The organism is Halococcus thailandensis JCM 13552 (assembly GCF_000336715.1).
Taxonomy (GTDB): Archaea; Halobacteriota; Halobacteria; order Halobacteriales; family Halococcaceae; genus Halococcus; species Halococcus thailandensis.
This window is the reverse complement of sequence record NZ_AOMF01000090.1, coordinates 1-23,794: the sequence shown is the minus strand read 5'-3', so window position 1 is coordinate 23,794 and position 23,794 is coordinate 1. Positions and strand designations below refer to the sequence as shown.

The 23,794-nt window shown below is 55.6% G+C and carries 19 protein-coding genes and 5 pseudogenes; 11 read left to right on the top strand and 13 right to left on the bottom strand.

Annotated elements, in window-relative coordinates:
- Positions 1 to 57 precede the first annotated feature (57 nt).
- Positions 58 to 579, bottom strand: a complete 522-nt coding sequence (locus C451_RS03740) for a hypothetical protein (RefSeq protein ID WP_007737861.1) — start codon at positions 577 to 579, stop codon at positions 58 to 60.
- A gap of 366 nt (positions 580 to 945) precedes the next feature.
- Here C451_RS03740 and C451_RS03735 point away from each other — a divergent pair, with 366 nt between their 5' ends.
- The 4 genes from C451_RS03735 (at position 946) to C451_RS24150 (ending at position 5,784) form a co-directional block, all read left to right on the top strand.
- The gene (locus tag C451_RS03735; RefSeq protein WP_007737860.1) at positions 946 to 2,163 is read left to right on the top strand and encodes a CBS domain-containing protein; all 1,218 of its coding nucleotides are present in this window, start codon (positions 946 to 948) and stop codon (positions 2,161 to 2,163) included.
- Positions 2,164 to 2,394: 231 nt separating this feature from the next.
- Positions 2,395 to 4,962, top strand: coding sequence for a cation-translocating P-type ATPase (locus C451_RS03730; protein WP_007737859.1), 2,568 nt, complete (start codon positions 2,395 to 2,397; stop codon positions 4,960 to 4,962).
- Positions 4,963 to 5,032: 70 nt separating this feature from the next.
- Complete coding sequence (locus tag C451_RS03725; RefSeq protein WP_007737858.1) at positions 5,033 to 5,482, top strand: pyridoxamine 5'-phosphate oxidase family protein; 450 nt, start codon at positions 5,033 to 5,035, stop codon at positions 5,480 to 5,482.
- 29 nt (positions 5,483 to 5,511) lie between these two features.
- Positions 5,512 to 5,784, top strand: coding sequence for a universal stress protein (locus C451_RS24150; protein ID WP_080503475.1), 273 nt, complete (start codon positions 5,512 to 5,514; stop codon positions 5,782 to 5,784).
- An 89-nt stretch (positions 5,785 to 5,873) separates the two neighbouring features.
- Here the strand turns inward: C451_RS24150 and C451_RS03715 are convergent, their stop codons facing one another.
- On the bottom strand, positions 5,874 to 6,740 hold the full coding sequence (locus C451_RS03715; RefSeq protein ID WP_007737856.1) for a universal stress protein: 867 nt from the start codon (positions 6,738 to 6,740) through the stop codon (positions 5,874 to 5,876).
- Between the two features lie 344 nt (positions 6,741 to 7,084).
- Positions 7,085 to 7,516 (bottom strand): universal stress protein, encoded by a 432-nt coding sequence (locus C451_RS03710; protein WP_049912843.1) that lies wholly within the window; start codon positions 7,514 to 7,516, stop codon positions 7,085 to 7,087.
- Between the two features lie 100 nt (positions 7,517 to 7,616).
- Here C451_RS03710 and C451_RS20785 point away from each other — a divergent pair, with 100 nt between their 5' ends.
- Both C451_RS20785 and C451_RS03705 read left to right on the top strand, forming a co-directional pair.
- Positions 7,617 to 8,519, top strand: a complete 903-nt coding sequence (locus tag C451_RS20785; RefSeq protein ID WP_007737854.1) for a universal stress protein — start codon at positions 7,617 to 7,619, stop codon at positions 8,517 to 8,519.
- A 118-nt stretch (positions 8,520 to 8,637) separates the two neighbouring features.
- Entirely contained in the window at positions 8,638 to 9,087 is a 450-nt protein-coding gene (locus C451_RS03705; RefSeq protein WP_049912842.1) for a universal stress protein, read from the top strand.
- Between the two features lie 68 nt (positions 9,088 to 9,155).
- Here C451_RS03705 and C451_RS20780 read toward each other — a convergent pair whose 3' ends face one another.
- On the bottom strand, positions 9,156 to 9,599 hold the full coding sequence (locus C451_RS20780; RefSeq protein WP_007737850.1) for a pyridoxamine 5'-phosphate oxidase family protein: 444 nt from the start codon (positions 9,597 to 9,599) through the stop codon (positions 9,156 to 9,158).
- A 159-nt stretch (positions 9,600 to 9,758) separates the two neighbouring features.
- Here C451_RS20780 and C451_RS03700 point away from each other — a divergent pair.
- A pseudogene (locus C451_RS03700) lies at positions 9,759 to 10,737 on the top strand (universal stress protein).
- Positions 10,734 to 11,231: a pyridoxamine 5'-phosphate oxidase family protein gene (locus tag C451_RS03695; RefSeq protein ID WP_007737848.1), complete on the top strand. Its 498-nt coding sequence runs from the start codon at positions 10,734 to 10,736 to the stop codon at positions 11,229 to 11,231. Before C451_RS03700 ends, C451_RS03695 begins: the two are co-directional and overlap by 4 nt.
- Before the next feature lie 71 nt (positions 11,232 to 11,302).
- On the opposite strand, the pseudogene C451_RS23580 reads toward C451_RS03695, so the two are convergent.
- A pseudogene (locus C451_RS23580) lies at positions 11,303 to 11,481 on the bottom strand (IS5/IS1182 family transposase); the annotation flags it as partial.
- A 539-nt stretch (positions 11,482 to 12,020) separates the two neighbouring features.
- On the opposite strand from C451_RS23580, the gene C451_RS03685 reads away from it, so the two are divergent.
- The 3 genes from C451_RS03685 (at position 12,021) to C451_RS03675 (ending at position 13,791) form a co-directional block, all read left to right on the top strand.
- Entirely contained in the window at positions 12,021 to 12,851 is an 831-nt protein-coding gene (locus C451_RS03685) for an IS5 family transposase (RefSeq protein ID WP_007737847.1), read from the top strand.
- Positions 12,852 to 13,057: 206 nt separating this feature from the next.
- Positions 13,058 to 13,357 (top strand): AbrB/MazE/SpoVT family DNA-binding domain-containing protein, encoded by a 300-nt coding sequence (locus C451_RS03680; RefSeq protein WP_007737846.1) that lies wholly within the window; start codon positions 13,058 to 13,060, stop codon positions 13,355 to 13,357.
- Positions 13,354 to 13,791: a PIN domain-containing protein gene (locus tag C451_RS03675; protein ID WP_007737845.1), complete on the top strand. Its 438-nt coding sequence runs from the start codon at positions 13,354 to 13,356 to the stop codon at positions 13,789 to 13,791. The genes C451_RS03680 and C451_RS03675 overlap by 4 nt, the downstream gene beginning before the upstream one ends.
- Positions 13,792 to 14,307: 516 nt before the next feature.
- Here the strand turns inward: C451_RS03675 and C451_RS03670 are convergent.
- The 8 genes and pseudogenes from C451_RS03670 to C451_RS03640 all read right to left on the bottom strand — a co-directional run bounded on the left by C451_RS03670 (position 14,308) and on the right by C451_RS03640 (position 23,169).
- A pseudogene (locus C451_RS03670) lies at positions 14,308 to 15,424 on the bottom strand (ISH3 family transposase).
- A gap of 324 nt (positions 15,425 to 15,748) precedes the next feature.
- Positions 15,749 to 16,291, bottom strand: a pseudogene (locus C451_RS03665) (potassium transporter TrkG); the annotation flags it as partial.
- A 215-nt stretch (positions 16,292 to 16,506) separates the two neighbouring features.
- A complete protein-coding gene (locus tag C451_RS03660) occupies positions 16,507 to 17,697 on the bottom strand; it encodes an ISH3 family transposase (protein ID WP_049912841.1) in 1,191 nt (396 codons plus the stop codon).
- Between the two features lie 100 nt (positions 17,698 to 17,797).
- Positions 17,798 to 18,916 (bottom strand): annotated as a pseudogene (locus C451_RS03655) (TrkH family potassium uptake protein); the annotation flags it as partial.
- A 363-nt stretch (positions 18,917 to 19,279) separates the two neighbouring features.
- Positions 19,280 to 20,860, bottom strand: a complete 1,581-nt coding sequence (locus C451_RS03650; RefSeq protein ID WP_007737833.1) for a TrkH family potassium uptake protein — start codon at positions 20,858 to 20,860, stop codon at positions 19,280 to 19,282.
- A complete protein-coding gene (locus C451_RS03645; protein ID WP_007737829.1) occupies positions 20,861 to 21,571 on the bottom strand; it encodes a potassium channel family protein in 711 nt (236 codons plus the stop codon).
- The gene (locus C451_RS21745) at positions 21,559 to 21,915 is read right to left on the bottom strand and encodes a hypothetical protein (protein WP_152420393.1); all 357 of its coding nucleotides are present in this window, start codon (positions 21,913 to 21,915) and stop codon (positions 21,559 to 21,561) included. Before C451_RS21745 ends, C451_RS03645 begins: the two co-directional genes overlap by 13 nt.
- 342 nt (positions 21,916 to 22,257) lie before the next feature.
- Positions 22,258 to 23,169, bottom strand: a complete 912-nt coding sequence (locus C451_RS03640) for a universal stress protein (protein ID WP_049912839.1) — start codon at positions 23,167 to 23,169, stop codon at positions 22,258 to 22,260.
- Between the last annotated feature and the right edge of the window lie 625 nt (positions 23,170 to 23,794).

Sequence of the window (23,794 nt, the reverse complement as noted above, 5' to 3'; positions counted from 1 at the left end):
GACGTGCCCGAGGAACCAGACGACGCCGAGGAGCAGGCTCGCGGTCAGCGCACTCCATCACGTCTGGAGCCGCGGGAGCAGGTAGCCCCGCCAGCCCGCTTCCTCGCCGTACGCGAACGCGACGATCACGAAGGCAATTATGGGCACGATAAAGAATGCCTCCGTGCCGGCCGCGGCGAGCATCTCGACGGTCGCGGTGGTGGGTGGGCCACCGAGCAGGCGGCAGCCCGCGTACATCGCGCCGAGCAACACTAGCAGCGGTAGCGCGGGCGTCGCCACCCACCAGCGCGCGCCGAAGCGCCACGCGGTCGCGTCCCGAACGAGTTTCGTGAGACCGGCCCGGCCCCGCTCGCGGCCAAGCAGAATCAAGGCGGCGATGGCCGGACCGAATACCCCGATGTCGGAGACCACCGACGGGACCGCGACCGAAATCCACCCCTGACCCGAGGCGATACCCGGAAGGTAGAACGCTAAGGAGACTGCGAATATCAGCCCGACGAAGATGATGGCTTGCCGAATCGGTGCGTCCGGTACGGAGGCCGAGACTGGAACCCCGTCCTGTGTCGTAGACCGGCTCATGCTGGCAAATCAAGACCCGGACAGGTCATAATTTGTGCCGCTCAGAGACGGACAGATTCGCAGACGGGGAAATATGACTGCAATTGTTAACCGAATAGAGAGAAGTTGATATTATAGACGGGACGCCATAAAACAGTTGGCATGCTTTTCGGATATCGGCCAAGAGGCCTGCTACCGCTGGTCTGAATAGCGACAACACTGGCTGCTTCTCAAGCACCATTTCTCGGACTGTTGCTGAGGTATGCGAAGAATTCTATGACACCCTGTGAGAAAATGTTCGCCTAAATCATCAAATCCCTACGCCGCCGTCCATTTTCAATAGAGCGGAAGATATAACCTCTTATCACCACTCATACTAGAGATACGATGGATATCTCCGAAATCGTCTCGACGAGCTTCACCGAGTTCGATGTCGGGACACCATTCTCGAAGGTGGCCGGCGCGTTCGAAAATCAGGAACTCGACGCCGTTGTCGTTATGGACGGTGACGAGTATCACGGCATCATCAGTCGCCGACAATTAGCCTCGTCTTCGAACCAACCCTCTACGAAGGTCGGTTCACGGGTACAGCATGTTCCGGCAGTCGACCGGACCGAAGATGTCCGCGAGGTTGCACGGCTCATGATCGGGAGCGACGCCAAAACGCTCCCGGTGTTAGACGACAACCATGTCTTCGGTGTCGTGACCACGGATGCCATCTTGGAAGCTGTGCGCCCGTTTCTCGACGCTGTGACTGTCGACGACGCGTACTCGACGGAACTGATTAGCACAAGCCCTGAGACCACGATTGGGAAAGCCCTCAACACCTTACGGGAAGCACGCATCGCACACCTCCCTGTCGTCGATGACGAACTCGTGGGAATGTTAAGTCTGTACGACGTCATTGCGTTCACGACGCGGAGCGGGCAAAAGAGTCAGGGTGGTTCGTCAAGCGACTTCGGTGATCGCGGTGGCGGCGGACGAGCAGCAGGAGGAAGTCACGGTGGCTTCGGCGCGCGTGAGGGGGACACTGATCGAATGCTCGATTTGCCAGTGCGGAATCTGATGTCCGATACAGTCACGACAGTTCGACGAAATGCACCGCTCGACGAACTGGTCGAAACGATGTTCAATCAGGATATTTCTTCGTTAGTTGTTACGAACAACAAAATCGAAGAACCGATCGGTATCGTCACCAAAACGGACGTCATTGAGGCACTCACGTGGGAGCGTGAAGATCAGCGTACCGTGCAGGTGGTTGGTCTTGATTTGCTTGAAGACAGTGACTACGATGACGTTTCGGCGTTGATCGAGAGCGTGACCTCGAAGTACGGTGAGATGGATGTCATCAAGGCGAGCATCGAGCTACAAGAGCACAAAGAGCAGAGTCGGGGCGTGCCACTGGTGCTAGCTCGAATCCGATTGGTTACTGACCGTGGCTACTTCACCGCTGATGGAGAAGGTTACGGCGCTCCCCACGCAATCCGACTCGCTGCAAACGCAATCGAACGCCAGATCCTCAAAGGGAAAACCTACGGCCGATCCAAGAAGCCTCGGGACCCTGACGAACGAGCGAAACTCTACGGATGGTGGCTGGGTGGCTGAATATCTCAACGGTTTTCAGTGACGGCTGGCATACTGCTGCGTCTCCAGAAATTGGAAGACGGGGTGTTCGAAGGATGGGGCAGTTTCAAATACCCCGCGAACGCGGTAGTAACCAATCTCAACACAATGCACATCCAGCACGGAACAGTATTTGACGAGGGACAGTTTGTGTGCAATAGTGGACAAGCTTGATACCCCTGTTCGCTGCTAGATGTCGATTTCTTAGCAAACATGACTTGGTACGAGCGCTCGAGTGATGCGGTGTTCGATGCGGTCGACAGCAACACCGGTGGACTCTCGACTGAAGAAGCACAGCAGCGGTTCGAGAACGTCGGTGCAAACCGAATAGAGAGCGAAGAGGGCCGAGGCGCGTTCGAGGTCCTCATCTCGCAATTTACCAGCGGCTTGGTGCTCGTTCTCGTGGGTGCGGCGGTGCTCTCCTTTGCTGTTGGTTACATCGTCGATGCCGTTCTCATCACGATCATCCTACTCGCTAACGGTATCTTTGGATTCGTTCAAGAATATCGCGCAGAGCAGAGCCTCGAAGCACTCCGCGAACTGTCGTCTCCGGACGTGACCGTCTACCGCGACGGAACGCGCCGCGAGGTCAGTATTGAAAAAATAGTTCCCGGCGACATACTGGTTCTCGAACAGGGCGATTCCGTCCCAGCTGACGCCAGAGTCATCGAAGTAGCCAACCTCCAAGTCGACGAAGCATCGCTGACCGGCGAAAGCGTCCCCGTCGAGAAGACGCTGACAACGCTTGCGAGCGAAACGCCGCTGGCTGAGCGTACAAACATGCTCTATCGAGGGACGACCGTTACTCGTGGGAGGGCCAAGGCAGTCGTCGTCGAAACGGGCATGGCCACAGAAATGGGGTCCATCGCGACCGAACTCGCAACCGCCGAAGCGCGCCAAACCCCGCTCCAACGCGATCTGGATCGTCTCGGCCGACGGCTCGGTATCGGCGTTCTCGTGCTCTCGGCGCTTGTCATACCGTTCTTGTTGTTTCGAGGCACCGCCCTATTGTCTGCGGTGTTGACGGCCATCTCGCTCGCTGTTGCCGCTATCCCTGAAGGACTGCCGGCGGTCGTCACGCTCACGTTGGCGCTCGGCGTCCAGCGCATGGCCAACGAGAACGCGCTCGTGCGGACCCTCTCGGCGGTCGAGTCGCTCGGCTCCGTGGGGGTCGTCTGCACCGACAAGACCGGAACTCTCACCGAGGGACGGATGCACGCCACTCGCTTCTGGGTCCATGATGGAGTGATCGACGAAAACGATGACTGGGAAGACAACCGTGTCGACACCTTGCTCCGGATCGGGGCGCTGTGTAACGACGCCGACGACGAACGCGGCGACCCGACCGAGCAAGCCCTGTACCATGCGGCCGTCAAGGCAGGAATCGACGTCCCCGCGCTCCGCGAGAACATTCCCCGAGAAGACGAGGTACCCTTCTCTTCGGACCGAAAGCGAATGGCGACGATTCACGACGACCGAATTCGTGTGAAGGGTGCCCCCGAGGTCATCCTGGAGCGAGCGACACGCGTACAGACCTCCGATGACGTCGAAGACCTCGACGACGCGACCCGATCACGGATTCGAGAGCGCATCGAATCGTTCGCCGACGACGCGCTACGCGTCCTCGCGTTCGCGTACAAGCCGGCCGACGACGGCGGCGACCCCGAGGAGAACCTCGTGTTTGTCGGACTCCAAGGACTCATCGACCCGGCTCGGCCGGAGGTCGCCGACGCCATCGACGAGACCCACGCCGCGGGCATCGACGTGAAGATGATCACCGGCGACAATCGCCTGACTGCACGCGCCATCGGGCGCGAAATCGGCATCGATTCGGCCGTCCTGACGGGAAGAGAGCTGGACACGATGGACGATGCCGAACTGCGCGACCGCGTCGAGGACGTCGACGTCTACGCCCGAACGACGCCGACTCACAAGGTGCGTATCCTGCGCGCGCTGCAAGGGGACGAACGGACGGTGGCGATGACGGGCGACGGCGTCAACGACGCGCCCGCGCTCAAAAATGCCGACATCGGTATCGCTATGGGTGAACGGGGGACTGACGTCGCCAAGCAAGCCAGCGACATCATCCTCCTCGACGACAACTACGCGACGATCAAAAACGCCATTCGGCGCGGGCGGACCATCTTCGACAACATCTGGAAATTCGTCGCCTATCTACTATCAGCCAACTTTGCGGAGGTATTACTCGTCTTTATTGCATCGCTCTTTGGCTATCTCATTCTCCCAGCAGTTCAGTTACTCTGGATCAACCTATTGACAGATGGTCTCCCAGCGCTCGCACTCGGTGTCGACTCCGCGTCCGGCGATGTGATGAAACGGGAGCCACGTGAATCCAATGGCGGTATCATTGACCGACCAATGACGACGCTTATCGGCGGTGTCGGTCTGACGACCACCGTCGTCCTCCTCGGTACGATGTTTCTTCTGTTGGACGGCGCGTCCACGGTATCGCCGTACGTCATGACGATGATCTTCACCGCGTTCGTCGTCTTCGAATTCGCTAAACTGTACGTGGTTCGCTGGTCTCGGGGAACACCACCGCTGACGAATCGTTGGCTGGCTGGAGCCGTTCTTATGTCGTTTGCGTTGCACCTGTCAGTACTGTACACGCCCCTCAACCAGTACTTTGGGACAGTTCCACTGAGTATCGCCGATTGGGGTCGTCTCTTCGTAGCGCTGGTAGTTGCTATCCCTGGGTTCATCGCTATCGCGTGGTACGTCCGTCGTTCGACGCGCGAACACTGGAACACGAATTCATGATGCCAGAGTATTACATCTCCTTGGGAGATGTCACCGATTCTTTTTGTACCCACGGGACATTTCTTCTCGCATGAGCGGCTTTCGCTGGCTTCGCCTGTCCGACGAGGAGATGAACGCCTTTCTCGGAAACGGTGGCACAGGGACGCTCTCCTTTTCGACCAGTAGCGACGAGCCACCGTTCTCGCTCCCGGTATCGTACGGCTACGACACTGACACCGCTCATTTCCATTATCGACTCGCGCTTCCGTCAGGCAGTACGAAAGAGAAGTTCCTTGATCGACCAGTTTCGTTCGTGACTCATAGTCGCACCAACGACGGCTGGCGAAGCGTCATTGCGGTTGGGGCACTCGAAGACCTTACTGAGTTACCGTACGAAGCGGCTGCTCGCCAAGAACGCTGGGCCGTGGATATCCCGTTCGTCGATATCTTTGAGGAATCACCTGATGACGTGACTTTCAACCAGTTCCGGCTCGTTCCTGATGAACTGACTGGGCGAAAGGGGGTCAGCTCACCGGACTAGATCCGTTGACATAGATAGACAATCACCTCATGTTTTCTTCCCACCTCGGGAGCGATGCTTTGAGCGTCTCCCACCCCCGCCCACTTCGACAATTCGGTGTTATTCTCAATTACGCTGCCGAAAACGATACCGACCTTGTCGTCATGGGTACGCACGGCCAGCGTGGTATCGTCCGCTTCTTGCTCGGCAGTGTCGCTGAACGTGTACTTCGACTCTCTGAAACGCCAGTGCTGGTCGTTAGACAGCAAACAGATGCAGACAGCAAAATCGATTCAGACGACGAGACGTCAGCAACAGACTGAGCGCAAACAACGCCGATTCGCCATTCTCAACTGAAGATTTATCTGTGTTTGGTCTGAATTCTATTCAATAGGCGCTGGCTTTTGTAGTACTATCCGACCGTGAGCACCGGAACCTCGCTCGTTCTGACAGTGCGTGCGGTGACGCTGCCGATGAGATAACGGTCAAGCCCCTCTCGACCGTGCGTGCCCATGGCGACGAGATCGATCCCCTCATTTTTGACATACGATTTGATAGCGCGATAGGGTGTACCCTGGTGGATCTCTGTAACGACGTCAAGACCATGACTTTCGGCCGCGTCGACCACTTCGGAGACTGCTTGCTCACAATCGCCTTTCCATGCTTCAATGAGAGCAGCGACATTGAAAGAAGTGGGAATATCGCCCATGTCCACAACTGAAAGCGCGTGAACGGTAGCATCGTACTGGTTGGCGATAGCTAGTCCATGACCGATGGCGGTGTTCGCGGCATCGCTGCCATCGGTCGGGATCAGCACGTCTTCGTATGAGAAATGGTCGTTCGATGTAATTCGGGTGGTGAGTACGGGCACATCACCGGTTCTGACGACGCGTTCGGTTACACTTCCAAGGAGGTATCGATCAAGTCCCGTCCGTCCATGCGTGCCCATCGCAACAAGATCAATGTCGTGTTCGTCGGCGTCGTTGAGTATCGTCTTATGTGGGGTTCCGTGTTTGATTTCTGATGCAAATGGAATGTCGAATTTGGTGGCGAGTTCCTCCAGCGAGCGAAGATTGCCCGTCGCTCTCTCTTCAAGTGCATCGCGTTGATCGTCTGCAAGCGAGTCGAAATTGCTGAGAGCGCTGCTGTACGACCATTCATCGATCACACTCAAAAAGCGTACATCGCTGTTGAAAGTACTCGCAAGGTTTAATCCATACTGTGCAGCCGCTTTTGCTCCCGAACTACCGTCGGTCGGAACGAGGATAGTATCGTACATTATATGTTATCCTGAGACGTTGGCCATCTTATCAGTCTGTGTCCTCAATTAGAGATGATCTGTCGCTATGTTAAGAACCCTCGGAGATGTCATTTCTATATATGATTTGGCTTTGGATGATTCGGTCTCTGGGTCGGGAATATCCCATCATGAGCCGCAACTCGAGAACAAATCACGCACTCTGACTGTGAGCTACCACATAGGTGAGGCCGCTCGATCCTGCACTAATACATTTTCAATCATCTGATTTGCAGTTGCCTGATTTCACTCTATAGGCGTCAGACTGGAACTGGTCAGATACTCTTAGTAAGTACAGACGCAGGGATTTCTCTGCGAACACGTTGTCATCGCACAATCGACACTAAAACTGGAGCTCGACGCATGACGGTTTCGGCAACGCTTCCCAGCGGAAGTGGTGAATCTTCGTTGCGTCCGTGGCTGCCTATGATAACGTGCTCAATATCGTGTTCTTCGACGTAGCTGACGATCGCTCGCCATGGCTCACCGATATCGATAACAGTCGAGATGCCTGTCTCATATTCAGAAGCCAGTTCGTGTGCCTCGTCGAGAATCCTTTCTGCTTCGCCGTGGTGTGTTTCGTACCACTCGTCCATCTCATCGTATGCGGGTTGGCCTCCTTCAGCGACCTCGGGTTCAAACGGTTGCATAACATGCAGAACGGTAATCATTTCCTGGGAATACATCGACAACGCATACTCCAATCCTTCAGTGGATTTCCGCGACCCGTCAATTGGAACGAGAATTCGTCGAGGCATATTCTCTCAAACGGGGTGGTGAGGGAAAAGCTAGGAGGGTGATTACCGCCAACTGATAGTCATCCCCTATACATATCACGTCAGCACTCCACGTTCCAGTATGTACGATCGACTTCTCTTCCCGAGTGACGGTAGCGAAATAACATCATCTGTGTTCAAGTACACTCTTGAAGTTGCATCAGAACACGATGCGGAGGTCCATATTGTTAATGTGGCAGATTCAACCCCAGATACAGGTACCAACGTTAATGAGTTGGAAAATAAAGGCGAACAGATTGTTCTCGAAACCGCCAAGCAAGCAGAGGGACGAGAGATTTCAATCGTTTCTAACGTACTTCAAGGTCAACCACACGAGTTGATCGTTGAGTACGGCGAGCAGTTCGATATTGATCTCATCGTTATGCCAAATCACGGAAAAGAGGATCTCGAACGGTTCCTGCTCGGAGGTGTTACGGAGAGAGTCATTAATCACTCTGACATTCCAATTTTAACAGTCAACCCAAGCGTTAGTCACGATTACTCCTATCCAACTCGTGATGTTCTCGTTCCGATTGATAGTAGCCAAGGTGCAGATCGAGCTCTGAAAGAGGGAATCAATCTCGCGAATACAACTGGTGCGACACTCCATTTACTTCACGTCGTAGAGATGGCCACGATGGAATTCGATGTCAGATCAGAAGTGTCTGACGAGCAACTCAAAAAGCTAGGAAATGAAACCATCACAAAAGGTGTGGAGGCCGCGAATACAGCGTCAGTCCCTTCAGTCACTAGTTCAATCGTGTATGGTCGGCCACATCGTGAAATTCATTCGTACATCAAGGCCAACGATATTGGCCTCGTCACTATCGGCACACATGGACAGACAGATTTTAGCCAGTATACTCTTGGGAGAGTCAGTTCTAATATTGTCCGTACCTCACCAGTTCCCGTACTAATGGTTCGTCAACCGGCTTCAGATGAAACGTATAGCCTTCATGAAGATAATTCCAATGATACAAACTAATCAGACATACTTGAAAAATAGAATTTTTATCGCAAAATGATAGTTGTGTGTTCTGATGAAAAGTCTATAGCAAAAATATCCGATAGTATATTGTGGATCAGCACTGATTTCTGAATGTATGTACGATCGAATCTTATTGGCGACCGATGGTACCACTGCGTCAAAAAACGCAAACTCCCACGCCATTAACCTCGCTGCGGCTCACAACGCCGAATTAGACGTCCTATATGTGGTTGATGAGTCTATCTACACAGCGTACAGCGGTGACGAATATGTCGACTCGGCAGAAGGGCCAGAACATGGTCTCACCGAACATGGACGCGAGATACTCGAAACGGTCCGTTCCGACGCCGAAAGCCACGGTGTCGAAGTCACCACAACGATACAGCACGGCGACCCCGTCGAAACGATCACCGACTATGCCGATGAGCGCGACGTGAGCCTTATCATTCTCGGAACGAAACGTCGTTCCGCAGAGTACCGGGCGTTGTTGGGCAGCGTTACCGACCGTGTTCTTCGACTGACAAATCGTCCGGCGCTCGTCGTAAAAACCGCTACAAATGATTGAAAACGCTCGCTAACCGCTTTATCTTGTTCTGATTTCATCGAATCTGGTTCGCTGCTGCAGACTGTATTTCAGAGTTCAGTATGAGTTTCCGTTCGTGTGGTCAGCTCGTCTGGAACGAGTCGGTAGAACTCAAAGGGCACCTCTCGTGGAGGCTTACCGAAAATATCGACTAGTGGGATGTGGACTCGTTCGAGCCCCTGCAAGCTCTCAGCGGCAATCGACTCTTCAGTGGTTCGCTCTAGTTGTCCAGTTGCCACGACGCTTTTCCACCCGTCGTCGTTGCCGTAGACCACAAATGAGACGGACCGGTCGGAAAGATCGCCTTTCCCGCTTTCTGGTGGATTAGCAAGCCGAAAATAAAAAATTGACTCGACCGTATCATAGCCGTATGAAACGGGTGTTGAATATGGTGCTGCCTCATCTTCTGATAACGATAGAACACCTATGCCACCGCTGCCGAGAAATCCATCCCGCTCGTCGCCGGTCAGCTGTCCAGAGTCACTCTCACTCATAACCCAAACTACGCCACGAACCGATAAAACTCTACCCCAGTAACAGTATCAAAGCGACCCAGCTACTATGGGTGTGCAGAACATGAATCCATAGGCTCATTCTCCGTATTTCAGAATCATCAACTGGATTCATATGCTGGCGGATTGTTCTGACAAACGATGTACGAGACGATCCTCGTTCCGACCGACGGCAGTGAGCACGCGATTCGAGCCGCCGAACACGCCCACTATCTCATGCAGGCGTTCGACGCAACGGTTCATCTCGTCAGTGCTGCCGACATACAGACGGCGGGTGGGATGTTCAACGCTGGCGGGGTCGATCGACAGTTCGTCGAACGCATTGAAGCCGAATACGAAGACGCCATCGCGNACGGCGGGTGGGATGTTCAACGCTGGCGGGGTCGATCGACAGTTCGTCGAACGCATTGAAGCCGAATACGAAGACGCCATCGCGACAACTGAGGAGACCTTTGAGGGCGACGCGATAGAGACGTCAGTACTTAGAGGAAAACCTGCTGACGCGATACTCGAATACGCCAACGAATACGATATCGATCTCGTCTCGATGGGGACGCACGGTCGAACCGGGGTGAGTCGATACGTGGCGGGCAGTGTGACCGAGCGCGTCGTCAGTCAGGCTCCGTGTCCAGTGCTGACGGCCAAAGCAGTTGAAGAAAGCGAACTCACTGATGGTTACGAGGAGATCATGATTCCGACTGACGGCAGTGATGCCGCAAGCATGGCCATCGACCACGGCATCGGAATTGCACAGAAAGCCGGCGCTCGCGTTCATGCAGTCAACATCGTCGATGCCGGCTCGGTAACACTCACACCTGGCTACTCCGCGCCACCGGAGTTGGCCGAGCGTTTCGAAGCCGAAGGCGAGCGTGCGACCGAGGAGATCGCTACGCGTGCGGCGGATGTCGATCTCGATACGACGACGAGCGTCTACGAGGGGCTGCCGGCACGCGATTTACTTGACTACGCTGATGAGAATGGGATCGATCTCATCACAATGGGGACGACTGGCCGAACTGGTCTCAACCGCTACCTTCTCGGCAGTACCGCCGAACGAGTCATCAGACACGCTGAAATGCCGGTGTTGGCGGTCAATGCGCGAAAGGACGTGATCCAATGACGACCGATGAACTGAGTGAATACGGCATGGAACAGATGGACGATGAAGCAGTTCGCAGATTCTTGTCAAGCCAGAGCATTGGTGTACTGGGGCTTCCAACGGATAGTGCGCCCGCGCTACGCCCGATGTCGTTTTGGTTCGATGGCGATTCACAGCTCTACTTTCCATATCTCGTCGGTTCTAACAGCCGGAAAGCAAACTTAAGCGATCAAGCGTCAATCGCTCGATTTCTCGTCTATCGGGCGGAAACGACGTTTAACTGGCGCAGCGTCCTCCTCACTGGTCCGATCAGCAAAGTTTCCGGTGACGAACGCGTACGTCTCGAAGAAAGTGTCGAAATGAACAGTCAGCCGGACCTCCTCAAACGAGCCAGTACTGCCGAAAATACGGGTTTCTATCAGCTCCAAATCGAAAACCAAAGCGGTATCAAACACCTCGGACTCCCTCCTGGACTCGCGGACGACACGGCGCACGGCAAAGACACGAACGAGTAAGATATCATAGTGGAAAATAGAGATTTATGAATTCACACTCACAGCAGTTTGACGAAACTTCGGCTTCTCAGAGATTGAAATTCTCGTGCCATTGGGCGTGGACCGTAGATGTCGTGGTAGAAGCAGTGAAGGAGGCCTTTCAGGTTCCGATGGGTGGTGAACCCGTGTTCGCCCCCCGATCCGAGGGGGCGAACACGGGATAGTCGACGAGAAACGAGAAGTCAAGATGTTCGAAAAGCGCTGCTGTCTCGGGGTCCAATGCTTTGAAAACCTGTTCGACCGTCGCATTATCCGGTAGGACGAACTTGCTGGACACATCAAATCCGTCCTACCGCATTCCTTGTGAGGACTTCTTCGCCACCGCCTCCGGAATACACAGCCTTGTGGCCTTCGCTCTGCCTGCTATGAAGAGCCAGATTTCTCCTGTCTCTAAAGCCAACATACTGCGGTACCTCCGAAAATATATGTTACTGATCTGTCAGAAAATCTCAGAAGTGCAGTTGTGTAGGCTGGCAAAATCACACGCCGACAGTAAATATATTGATGTTAGTAACAACCACTACGTCACAAATACAGATTATTCAAGAGTTAAATCACATATCAGCTCGCGGTTCCACTATCCCACGGCTCTATTGAATCCGCCGACGGCGTCGGGGTGAGTCGTCAGAACGATTGAGACGAAGCGGAAGAGGAGTCTTTGTGCAGAAGATTCTNCGGCTCTATTGAATCCGCCGACGGCGTCGGGGTGAGTCGTCAGAACGATTGAGACGAAGCGGAAGAGGAGTCTTTGTGCAGAAGATTCTCTTCCGCTTCGTCAAACAGGCTGTCTCGATTGCACGAAAACTTACTGATGCAGCGCTGATCCAGATCAGCGATCCTGCCGGCAACGGAGTTGCCGGCTGGAAGCACGCCGTCCTGCACTTTCTCCGTGAACACATGGATGCGACACTCGCCGAAGTCCTCGACTGGGCTGAAGAGATGGAACGGGTCCGAGCCGCGCTCGTCCTCGAGCGCGGCGAGTTCATTGGTCCATCCGCGCTGTGTAGGTCCCTTGATCGAGCTCCGATGGTCGTCTGGCGAGAGCTGCTCCGACTCTCGTCGGAGCTGCTCGACCAGTCCGGTCACGCCGCCATCGATGCCACCTACTTCGACCGCAGAGAAGCATCGAGCCACTACCTCAAGCGCTGTGATAGAGACGTACAGACCGTACAGGCGACGTTTCTCGTCGATACCGCGCAGGGCGCGGTTATCGACGTTCACTGTAGCGCGAAGTGGCCCAACGGAACGAACATCGGCCCGCAGGTCGCCCTGCGGAACGCGGGCGACCTGCTCAGTCTCGCCGCCGACAAGGGCTACGACGACATGAGCTTCCGCGAAGCTCTCCGGGCCGAAGGCATCCGTCCGCTGATCAAGCATCGTGTCTTCGCACCGTACGATCACGCCCACAACGCACGGATCCAGGATGAACTCTACAACCAGCGGTCGATCTGTGAGACCGTGAATTCGGTGATCAAGCGCTCGTACGGCTCCGCCGTCCGAGCGCGGTCATGGTATCGTCAGTTCCGCGAGATCACGCTCACCGCTGCGGTCTACAACCTCGAACTGGCGCTCAAATCGTGAATCCCGCTGCCCTCTGCGGATTCAATAGAGCCCTNCGAGATCACGCTCACCGCTGCGGTCTACAACCTCGAACTGGCGCTCAAATCGTGAATCCCGCTGCCCTCTGCGGATTCAATAGAGCCCTATGAGACAGTATGAGAACTTCTGCTAAACACTATCGTTGACGAAACACTTAGTAATACTCGACCAACAAAGTATGATTGTTAATGGCCAGTAGTACTTCGGAACCAGAGATCATCCGCGTCTCGCAGAAAGGACAAGCCACAATTCCCCAACGCCTCCGCGAGAAGTTCGGGATCGACACACCCGGTGAGGTCCTCGTCTACGAAGATGAAGGGAGAATCATCGTCGAACCGCTGCCTCCCGCAGAAGATCTCCACGGTATTCACGCAGGTGAGCACGAACCCGGCGAGGTCCTCGAAAAAGTGCGTGAGGTCAACGATGAGGAAAAACAACGCGAGGAGGAGATCGCTGAACGGTTGCGTCCTGACGAGGACGCTGAATGACTGAGTACGTCTTCGATACCGAGGCTATCATTGCGTACCTCTACAACGAACCGGGCCACGAGACAATCGCAACAACATTAGATGCGGTCTTCGAGGGCGACGCTGAAGGGAATCTCGCTGAGGCTAACGCCAGTGAGGTGTTCTATCTCGTCGCTCGGTTCGAGGGGACAGCTGATGACAAGCCGACCAAAGCATCATTCCGGGACGCCGACCGCGATCTTCGCGCGCTTGAACGCCGCGGACTGACGATCCGTGTGGCTCCGTGGCGGCTCGCTGGCGAAATCAAAGCAGACGGCGATATTTCGCTGGCGGATGCAAACGCGGTCGCTCTCGCAGTCGAACGTGATGCAACACTACTTGTTGGAGCAGACGACGATTTCGACGAACTCCCTCTCGATGTCGACCTATCTCAATTTCGGACTGACCCCGCGTAGGCGATGGTTCGTATGCTGTACTCGAATCGCTCTTCTGTAGTACAGCGGAACCGCAAGACAACGGGCGATTCATTTCCTTGAATGGTCTGCATTCGTGACGTAGCAGCTGTTTCTCACCCTGTCACGTTCATCGTTAGCATGCAATTCCGCAGATCTACAGAAGAGCGGCAGTCTTTGACCGTAGCATTCGCTCGACCTACGTCCGGTGGTTGTACGTCTCGTCTAAGACAGGGGAGCAATCTTTACGGAGTCTCAGTACCTCACAAAGCACGCCAGTTGATTGCTTCTGAGGCGTGAATTTAGTGGAGAAGTCGGTATCGAGCAACTGCTGAGGGCGAGGTTCAACACCGAAAGCATCGAACCTGTCGCAGTCGGCGGCGGAACGCCGCCGACGCGACGGNAACTGCTGAGGGCGAGGTTCAACACCGAAAGCATCGAACCTGTCGCAGTCGGCGGCGGAACGCCGCCGACGCGACGGTGTTGCCACTCATCGAGCAGGCATTCCCGGTCGGTGGGTTAGCGCTCGAAACGGTCGTCCGGAGGCTTGTTTGCGGGGACGGCGCGACGTACAGCGAGTGCCGTCTCCGCTGCACGACGCACCATTCCGAGGAATTCATCGAATCGCCATGACCAGAGGCGTCGCGCGCCTCGGCGCGGCGACGCCACGTACTCCCAGTGGAGATACCGCCACGCATTCTGGAGGAGGAAGCTAATCAGCACGTACAGGAACCGCACCGCTGGATTCTGTGTCGTCGTGTTCGCTACACTTCGCTCAGACAGACGGTAGGACGATTCGATACCGAATCGACGGCTGTAGTGTTTCCTGGCTTGGCGTGGCGTCTCGATGAACGGCGCGTCGACGGCGTAGCCGTGACGCGCCACACCTTCCTCATCGTACTTCCCTTGCTGGTACGTACAGTCGATATAGACCNATCACGCGACTCCAGCCTGTGCTCAATTCGTTCTGAATCTTCTCGCCCCACTTCACGATCGGCATGACGAAAGCGTAGTTGTGGGCAGCAAGCAGCGTCAAACAGTACGTATCGTAGAACTCGCGGTCGAGGTAGACGGCCTTGACTTCGAGGTCAAGGCCGTCGAGCACGCCGAGTAGTTCCGCGAGGATCGAGCTGGCGGTGTCGCCGTCGGTCAGACGGCGCACCGCCAGCGTATAGCGTTTGTTGCGTACGCGGGCGTAGAGCGTGGCATAGCCGTGGAACGTCGTCGTTCCGGCTTTAGCGAGTGAATTGTAGAGCTCATCTTTAGATTCGTACTCCTCGCCGTAGTACGGACGGAGATGGAGGTCGGCGACGACCTCCACCGGCCGATCCGGAAGCAGTTCGAGGATATCCTGCTGGATGAGTGTCTTGCCGACTCGTTCGAGCTCAGAGAGTTCGAACTTCGTCCGAAGGTGGTGGAGAATCGTATTGCCATGCGGTGAGTCCTCTGAAATCTCGCAGAGGTGGCTGACCGAGTCCTCGTCGGCTGTTGCGCCGACGAGGACGTCCCAGATGTCCTCGGAATCGATATCGGCGTTTTCGCCGAGTTCGATATCGATCTCCTCGTCGAGGGTGTTGACGAGAAAGTTAAGGACCTGGTCCTCTGTGAGTTCACTGGCTGCTTGGTTGGCCTCCATCAATCCACCAAGCAGCCCCTTCACATAACCAGCTTTGTGAGGTACTGATACTGGCGAGTACGAGTGCGTGGTAGTTGGGGGATTTTACGATCGGCACGACTCGGCAGTATCTACCAGCGCTTTTGCGAATGCTGCGAAGACGCCGGGACCACTGTCACTATCACCGATAGTTGGATCTCTGAAGTACGTCCTGACGGCACCGGAAAGCTCATCGTTGACATCTCCACGGCCATTGCCGAAGAAGAACGTCGACGGCCCATCCTCCCAATGAGAAAAGCTGAGAAACAAAGTTAGGCTTCAGGAACGAATCAACCGGCAGACTCACTATGTACGCCAGTAGGACGGCGTGAGGAGGACGAGTACAGGCAGAATTTCGAGTCGCCCAATCCACATCAGGAAGGTCATGAGGAGCTTCGAGGTAGCTGGGAAGTTGAGGTAATTGTTCATCGGACCGACGGCTCCAAAGCCGGGGCCAACGTTGCCGAGGGTTGCAGCGACGGCACTCATCGCTTCGAAAGCAGGGAGCTGCTGGCCGATCCGCCAGACGTCGACAACCACTAACAGGCTGGCGACGAAGAAAAAGACCATGTACAGCACCGTAAACACGTAGATGCCACGGATGGCACGTTCGTCGATGATGCTGCCGCCGAGGCGAACCGGTGAGACGGCCTCGGGGTGGATAGTCGTAAACAATTCGCGGCGAAGGGTCTTGATGATGATAACCCAGCGGACGATCTTGATCGCGCCACCGGTCGAACCGGCCGAGCCGCCGATGAACATCACGAAGAGGAGGAAATATTGTGCGGGCGCACTCCACGTATTGAAATCCATATTTGCATAGCCAGTAGTGGTGATGACCGAAACAATATTCGCTAGTTGTCCACTCTATCGATAACGCTGGCAGCAAAAGCCCGGTTTCACACCGGAGTGACGCCGAAAAAGAGACAAAGAACCCGACGAACGCTGCGGAGGAGCCAGAAGATATCGGATCAGATACGTATTCCTGCCGTGGCTGTCACTGAGACCACTCCCAGAACAGAGCTGTCGCTCCTCGCCAGCCTCGCTTCACGAAGCGAGGCGGCTCAGCCGAGTCCGTGCTCGTGTCCTGCTGGCAGTCCCTCTCCGTTCGTTCGATGCTTCTTCTTCCAGTTGAGCTCATCGTCCAACACCTCCTCGATTCCGTGGAGAAACGCATCACTGAACGCGAACTCTGTCGGGAGTGCTCGCCCACCACGTCGTGGCTGGGCGAGCACTGCCCACTGCAACACGATCCACAACTGCTCTAACAAGAAGCCAACACCCACGTAGAACAGCCGAATTGTCGTGGACGGCGTCGTTGTCAGTGCTCGCGCTTCCCGGAATTTCTCGTAGCTCTTCTCGATCCGTGACCGGTTGTTGTAGATCCGTGCTACTTGCGTCGGCGTGCGGTCTTCCAGACCGTACGCCGCGTATCCCGTCTGTTTGAGTCCTGATTTCCCTCGATCGCCGTTTTGGTACGTGACGTTCACCGCCAGTGGATACGTTTGCTCATGCGGTTTTCCTTCGCAAATCGTCTCCTCAGTCATGTACGACTTATTCGTTGTCAGCTTCTCCTCCAGCGAGTCTTTCCCGGTTTTCACCGGAAAGACTGGCGGCGCTGCCTCACGAAGCACACCGATCAGCTCTCCGTTGTAGGCTGCTCTGTCGATGAGAATCCGCTCAATCTCGAATGGATACGTCTCGACGCGGGCGAGCAGGCGCTCGACCGCGTCTGCCTTGTTATCATCGCCGTCAACTGGTTCGACCGCCAGCGTCAGCGGCTTCCCTTGTGCAAGGACGAACGCTGTGCAGTAGCGATGACACTTCGTGGTACCATCACGGGCTTGCATCCGGCGGAACTCGTCTTCATCCTCCGGATGACCATGGAACGGGTTGTCCATGAAATCGATACAGACGGTTCTCGACCCGCTGCGGTCGAGAACCGTCATCGCCACCAACGCAAGGATATCGTTGACAGCATCAAGCATCGGCTCGTTCTCCAGCGTGTGCAACCAATCCATCACGGTCTCCCGATTTGGTGTGTCCTCGGTGTTTGTCGTGACGCCGTTGACCGATGTCGTATCAACAGCAGCCCGTAGCACGACTTCCATGATTTCCTCGGAATCGAGGCCGGAGCCCTCGATTCCTTCCAACGGTATCAGCTCAAGCAATTCCATGCTAAGAGACTTCAACTGACCGTTCGAAATGAACTCGTCCGGATCTGTGAGGATGCGCTTGAGCTTTGGGAGCTTCATCACACAGAAATCAGGACAGCGGCTGAATCAGGCGACTGATTCAGTCATATCATTCTGACTACTACATGTCATCAACCGGGCTGTTGAGCCAGAGTGGACAACTAGCGATATTGAACGCAGCGTGACGGATCGAGTCCTCGGCCTCGCCGATGATCGGTGCCACGGCATCGGTGACAGTATCGATGCCCGTCCCGGTGAATAGTAGTCCTGCGACGAGTGCGGTGAGGACGCCGATGATCCCGATATACGAGCGGAACTCGATGTCGTCAGTCAGTTTCTCTGGGTTACCGCTCAGAACGTGCCAGAACAGCGCGAAGTTCGTCCCGGCTGCGGCCATGAACGGGATGATAAGCCATTGGACGGCCGCGGAGAATGCCTCGATTGAGCGGGCTTCCGGCGAGAACCCACCGGTAGGCATCGTTGTGAGCGGATGGGCAACGGCGTTGTAAAGTCCCATGTTTGGAGCGAATCCGGCGAGATGGAGCCCGTAGAGCAACACCATTTGCAGGACGGTGAAACCGAGATAGACCAGCCAGAGCACGCGTGCGGTCTTGGCGATGCGTGGGGTAAGCTTCTCGATGCCCGGGCCGGGCGCTTCGGCGTCCATCAGCTGTGCACCACCGACCGAGAGTTTGGGAAGGATCGCGACCGCGAGCACGACGATCCCCATGCCGCCGAGCCACTGGGTGAGCTGTCGCCAGAGCAGGAGGGCGTGTGAGTGCTGGGCNAGGATCGCGACCGCGAGCACGACGATCCCCATGCCGCCGAGCCACTGGGTGAGCTGTCGCCAGAGCAGGAGGGCGTGTGAGTGCTGGGCGAACGATATCTCGCCCATCATCGTCGCGCCGGTCGTCGTGAAGCCGCTCATCGACTCGAAGAGGGCGTTGACCGGGTGGGCGAGCGTCGATCCGGTGCCCATTCCCGAAAGGAGATAGGGGACGGTGCCGACGAGCGCGACGACGAGCCAGGTGAGCGCAACCATCAAGAACCCCTCGCGTGGGCCGAGGTCGGGGTTGGGTTCGACGCGTTCGAGCGCCAGTCCGACGACCACGGTGACGACGAACGCGACGGCGAACGTCAGCACGTCACGGCCGTAGAAAAGCGCCACCGCGAGCGGAATGAGCAGGGTCGTCGAGAGATACTTCACGATCGTGCCGACGAGACTGATGCTCGTCCGCCAATCAACGCGCAGCCGACTCGACGACCACTTCGAAGCCACGTTCTGGCTGGTGGCTGTTATTGGGATTAATCCATCGCTCTACGATCACCAGAACACACGGCTTAGCAACTCTTTCCTACGCTCTCTGTCTGATCAGCGAGCAGTAGGCAATAACATCGAATAGCGATTCACGGTGCAGTCCTACTGTTTCTATCCTGTGCTCGGCGTTACTCGTTTTCCGCCGTAGTTCGAACAAGTCTTCGCGGCGTTTGAATCAGCATTCTCCGACAGCCGTAATGCTGATTCGCTCAAACACCTTGTGAGCACACTGATTCACTGCGAGGTTTTTCTCTGTCAGAAGCGCATTCGAGATCGCTGCTTTGGGTAGCTCCTGAAATATTTGCAAGCATTTTGGCACGTTGGTTATGGGTTAAGCCCATAGATCAACGAACGAAGAAACACAAGTATTGGAATGATTTCGAGCCGTCCAATCCACATATTGATCACGAGCATACCTTCTGCAATTGGGTTCATCGAGGGGCCAGTGATGCCTGTCGAGAGCCCGACGTTGCCCTGTGCACTTGCTACCTCGAATAAAGTGTCCGCATAGCTGAATCCTGGTCCAACCAGATTTGAGAGGATTATGCTTCCTCCTATCAAAATAAGCACCCAAAGCAAACTCACAATAGCGGCCTCACTAAACTCCTGTTCCATCTCCTCTCTGTCGAGTTTCCGATCACCAATGTGAGTAGTTACAACCGCACTGACTGGAAGGAACACGCGAGAGAACTGCCAGCGAATGCCGCGAACGATCGTATAGCCCCGGATGATCTTGATTCCTCCCACCGTTGAACCAGCTGCTCCACCGAGTACCATTGCACTGGACATGATAAGTTTCCCACCTGCACTCCACTGACCGATCGGCGAGGACTGAAAGCCCGTACAGGAAAGCGCGCTGACGAATTGGAAGGCTGAATCACGTAACGAGAGAAGCGGCGCGAACGTCTGGAAGTTCTGAAGGGTCAAGACAACGATCCCCACCCCAAGTAGAACGAACAGCCAGCGTGTCTGGAGATCGGCGAGCAGCGCACGGAAATCACGGTTTTTGAGGATGGCGTAGTGGATCGGGAAAGCAATCGCGCCGAGAGTCATGATGGGCAACAGGACGGTCTCGACTAATGGCGAATCGTAGGTTGCGATTGAATTGTCTGTCACTGAGAATCCACCCGTGGCGAGGCTGGTCATCGCGTGGTTGAGCGCCTGCCAGGCGGCCTCAGCCGGTGCCAGCGGCTCACTCACGAGTAATGCACCAAAGAGGACGATAATGGCGAGGATGGTGTAGCCGACGAAGATCTTCCAGACAGTTCGCACGGTCGAAACGATACTCGGATGGATGCGTTCCTCGCGTGCCTCACTGCGGTAGAGCGTGTAGCTGCCGCTCCCGGGTCGTGAGAGGATCGACACAGTGAGCACGATCACGCCGACGCCGCCGACCCACTGCATGAGCGAGCGCCACCACAGCAGCGTGCGCGGCAATGAAGGTTCGTGGACCGCCATCGTCAGTCCGCTACCGGTCCAACCCGACATCGACTCAAAGACGGCATGCAGCGGATTCGTGAAGTATTGAAGGCTCGATCCGGCGTAGCTGGCCCCTTCGGGAATGTAGCTGGCCGCGGTGGCTGGCGAGAGCAGGTGTGCTGAAAGGAAAAACGGCAGCGCACCGAAAACGGCGGTGAGCAGCCAGCCTGCGGCAGCGATCACCATCCCATGTTTCGTTTGTGGAGCAGGTGCGGTGGCGAAAGTTCGTCTTGCTATGCCGCCGACCGCGAGGGTCGCCGTCGCAGCGAGGAAGAATGCGAGTGCGACGCCGTACTCCCCGAACGCAAGCCCGACCAGCGCCGAGGCACCCATGAGCGCCGATTCGATCAGGAGCAGCGAGCCAATATCTCGGGCTATCGTCGCAAGATCTGCAGGAATGCCGGCAACGGTGGATCCGTGGCGCATCTAACGTCGCTCACGCCTGTTTCTAAGACTCCCAGCATGGTCTTCGTAGTGGCCGAAAACGTCCGTGACTTCTGGTATCGCTCCCATAGCCGAATATATCACAAGTGAGTCACCAGCCTCGATACGCGTTTCTCCACCAGGGGTAATCGGCTCTTCACCATTGCGTTCGATGGCGACAATGAGCGTCTCATCGGGAAGCAATCCTTCTGTACCAGCCTCAGCGAGTGTGTATCCAGCGATAGAGGATTCTTCGCCGACAGTGATTTCGAATACCTCCGCATTCTCACCAAGCCGCATGAAATCGACGATTGACGGGCGTTTCACCGCCCGATAAAGATGCTCAGCAATCAGCCGTTGGGGATTTTCCATTCCGTTGACGCCAATCTGCTGGAAGACATTCAGGTGCTCGGGATCATGAACGACTGAGACGACGTTAGGGACGTCGAGTTCTTGGGCAAGCAAGCAGACCATGATATTGGTCGCGTCGTGTTCAGTTGTCGAGATCAGTGCATCCGTACGATCGGTTCCGGCATCTTTGAGCGTATCCTTGATTGTCGCGTCGTCGTTGAGTACGAGACAGTCGTATTTAGTAGCGGCCGCCTCAGCCCTCGCTTCATCGCGTTCGATCACGACGACCTCATTACCGCCAGCGGTGGCGATCTCAATTAATGGTGTCCCAATATCGCCTGCTCCGACGATCACGATGTACATTCATCAACCACCTCCCCGATATAGACCCAATGCTGATTCTCTTCACCATTGGGATGTTCCTCTGAACGGACGTGGTAGAGATACGGCCCATGTGGGCACTCGTCGCATCCATCAGCGCAATCTTCGTACTTTTTCACGGTTGTATGGGTTCCGTGATCTTCGACAGAGACAATTTCCTCGTTTGGCCCAGCTTCGATTTTCGATGCAGGACCGGTGTGAGTATTCAACAGGGCCTGTCCATAGTCGAGGGCAGCACGGAGTGATTCATCATCGAGCTGGCTGAGTTCGGTTGCTATTGATGACGGTAGTGCATCTGGTGGCGTTGGATTGTTGTTGGCGTTCATTATGTGGTTTCCTCGGTCCTCTCGTTCGATAGTGTTCGGGTTTTGAACCAGCGCGTCAGGCAGAATGTACGTTTTTGATAGCGCTTGGCCATGATTGCTGCGTGTTTCGCTTGGCGGTGCCTTTAAAATCTCGTTTGCGTTCCATATGGCTCTAGACGGTGGTACAGAATAGATCTTATAGAGTGACAGTTAGACTGACGATATCGTTGCCCCGTTCATGATTTGTGAATACACCTGCAAGCCGGAGACACAGCACCAAGAAAACGTGAGATTCGATTCTGACCGCGAAGTTCGGTGTGAGAAGATTGATTCCACCGCTCTTCGATCGTCGTGCCACAGCGGTTACTTTATTGGGTCGCCAGTGAGCCACCGACTGACCCGCGACGTATCGCCGGTATCCGCCTGTGCCATCACGACAGCGTTCCGGCTTCCCTGATTGACTCTTTCCGGCACTGTTCCAAAGGTGAACTGTTGAAGCAACCCGCTCGTGGGCGCGCCGAGCACAGTGTAATCGTAGCGATCCGAACGGTTGATGATCGCCTTGGGGATGGCTTCGGTTTCGCACTCTTCGACAGTCAATGCGTCAATTTCCGAGAGAACCTCCTCAGCAGCGTTGAGGATCGTCGCTGACCGCTCGCGCTCGTTCATACTGGGGTCCGGTTTGATGTAGTGGACGATAGTGACGGTGGCTCCGGTATCGAATGCGATCGCGCGGGCGGTTTCGGCAGCCAGTTTGGAGTGGGGACCACCATCGACCGCACACAGCACTGACTCTATTGGCGCACGCTCCTCACGCTGTTTCTCGACGAAGACCTCACACTCTGCGCGAGCGACGACCGATTCAACGGTATCGCCGCTCAGCAGCCGCCGGCGCTGTGTCGTGGTGGGATCGACGGCCAAGATGACGCCGTCACACTCGCGTTCCTCAATCAGTTCGAGGATCGAGTGTGTCTCATCGTGAGTAAGCACGGCAACACCACTGGCCGAGATATCAAATTCCCGTGCGGTCTCAACGTACTCTTGGGCGGATTCTCGTGCCGCGAGAGCGGCGTCTTCGTTGTCCTGTACGGCATCGAGTGGGGTCTGTCGGGCAAACACGGCGAGGCTGGCGACGAGCATTTCGGCGTCCTGCTCACGGGCGATCGCAGCGGCGGTTTCAAGCAGGCGTTCGGCGTCCGCCAACGGAAGCCACTCATGGATCGGGACCAGCACTCGCGCGTTTGGGGAGTCCGTGCCGGATCGATCGGTGCTCATCTCACTGTCCCTCCACCGATGGTCCATCTCATCGTCCGACATGAACGGGCTCTGGATCGTACCACGGTAGCCATGCTCAAGATTGATCTGACAAAGCTATAAATTCGTTGTCTATATTTCTCGCGTCGTAAAACAGAACAACACCCTAATCATTCGATATCGGCCGAAATTTCCGCCGCACCACAGATATATCGGCGAACCATCCTTGTAGAACATAAGCCCGCACAGTCTGAGCAATTCCAGGTCATGCTAACTTGATCTACTTCGAAAGCGTCGCCGTGCATAACCAGAGGTTACCCCGAAAATCGCGGTGCTCTCCGCCACGTTGGCTACTGTAGCTCTGATCGATGACGAGATAGATGAATGTTTTAGGCTGGCCAAAAGACTCATTGGCAAGGAGGTTGCACACTGTTCTGGAGAGGGCATCCGTACATTCCCTGGCTACGGTAGGCATCTAACCCTCTCATCCATAGCTTCAGCCCGACATGCCAGTGTGCCGTCTCTTAGATTCCGTCAATTCGACGGATTTCATGAGCCTCAGTGGACCATCCAGTAAATCCGTACCCAGTAGCAGGCCCCGTGTGACCACCGCTACCGGAGGTAGACTTGCGCAGCGGTGTCGAAG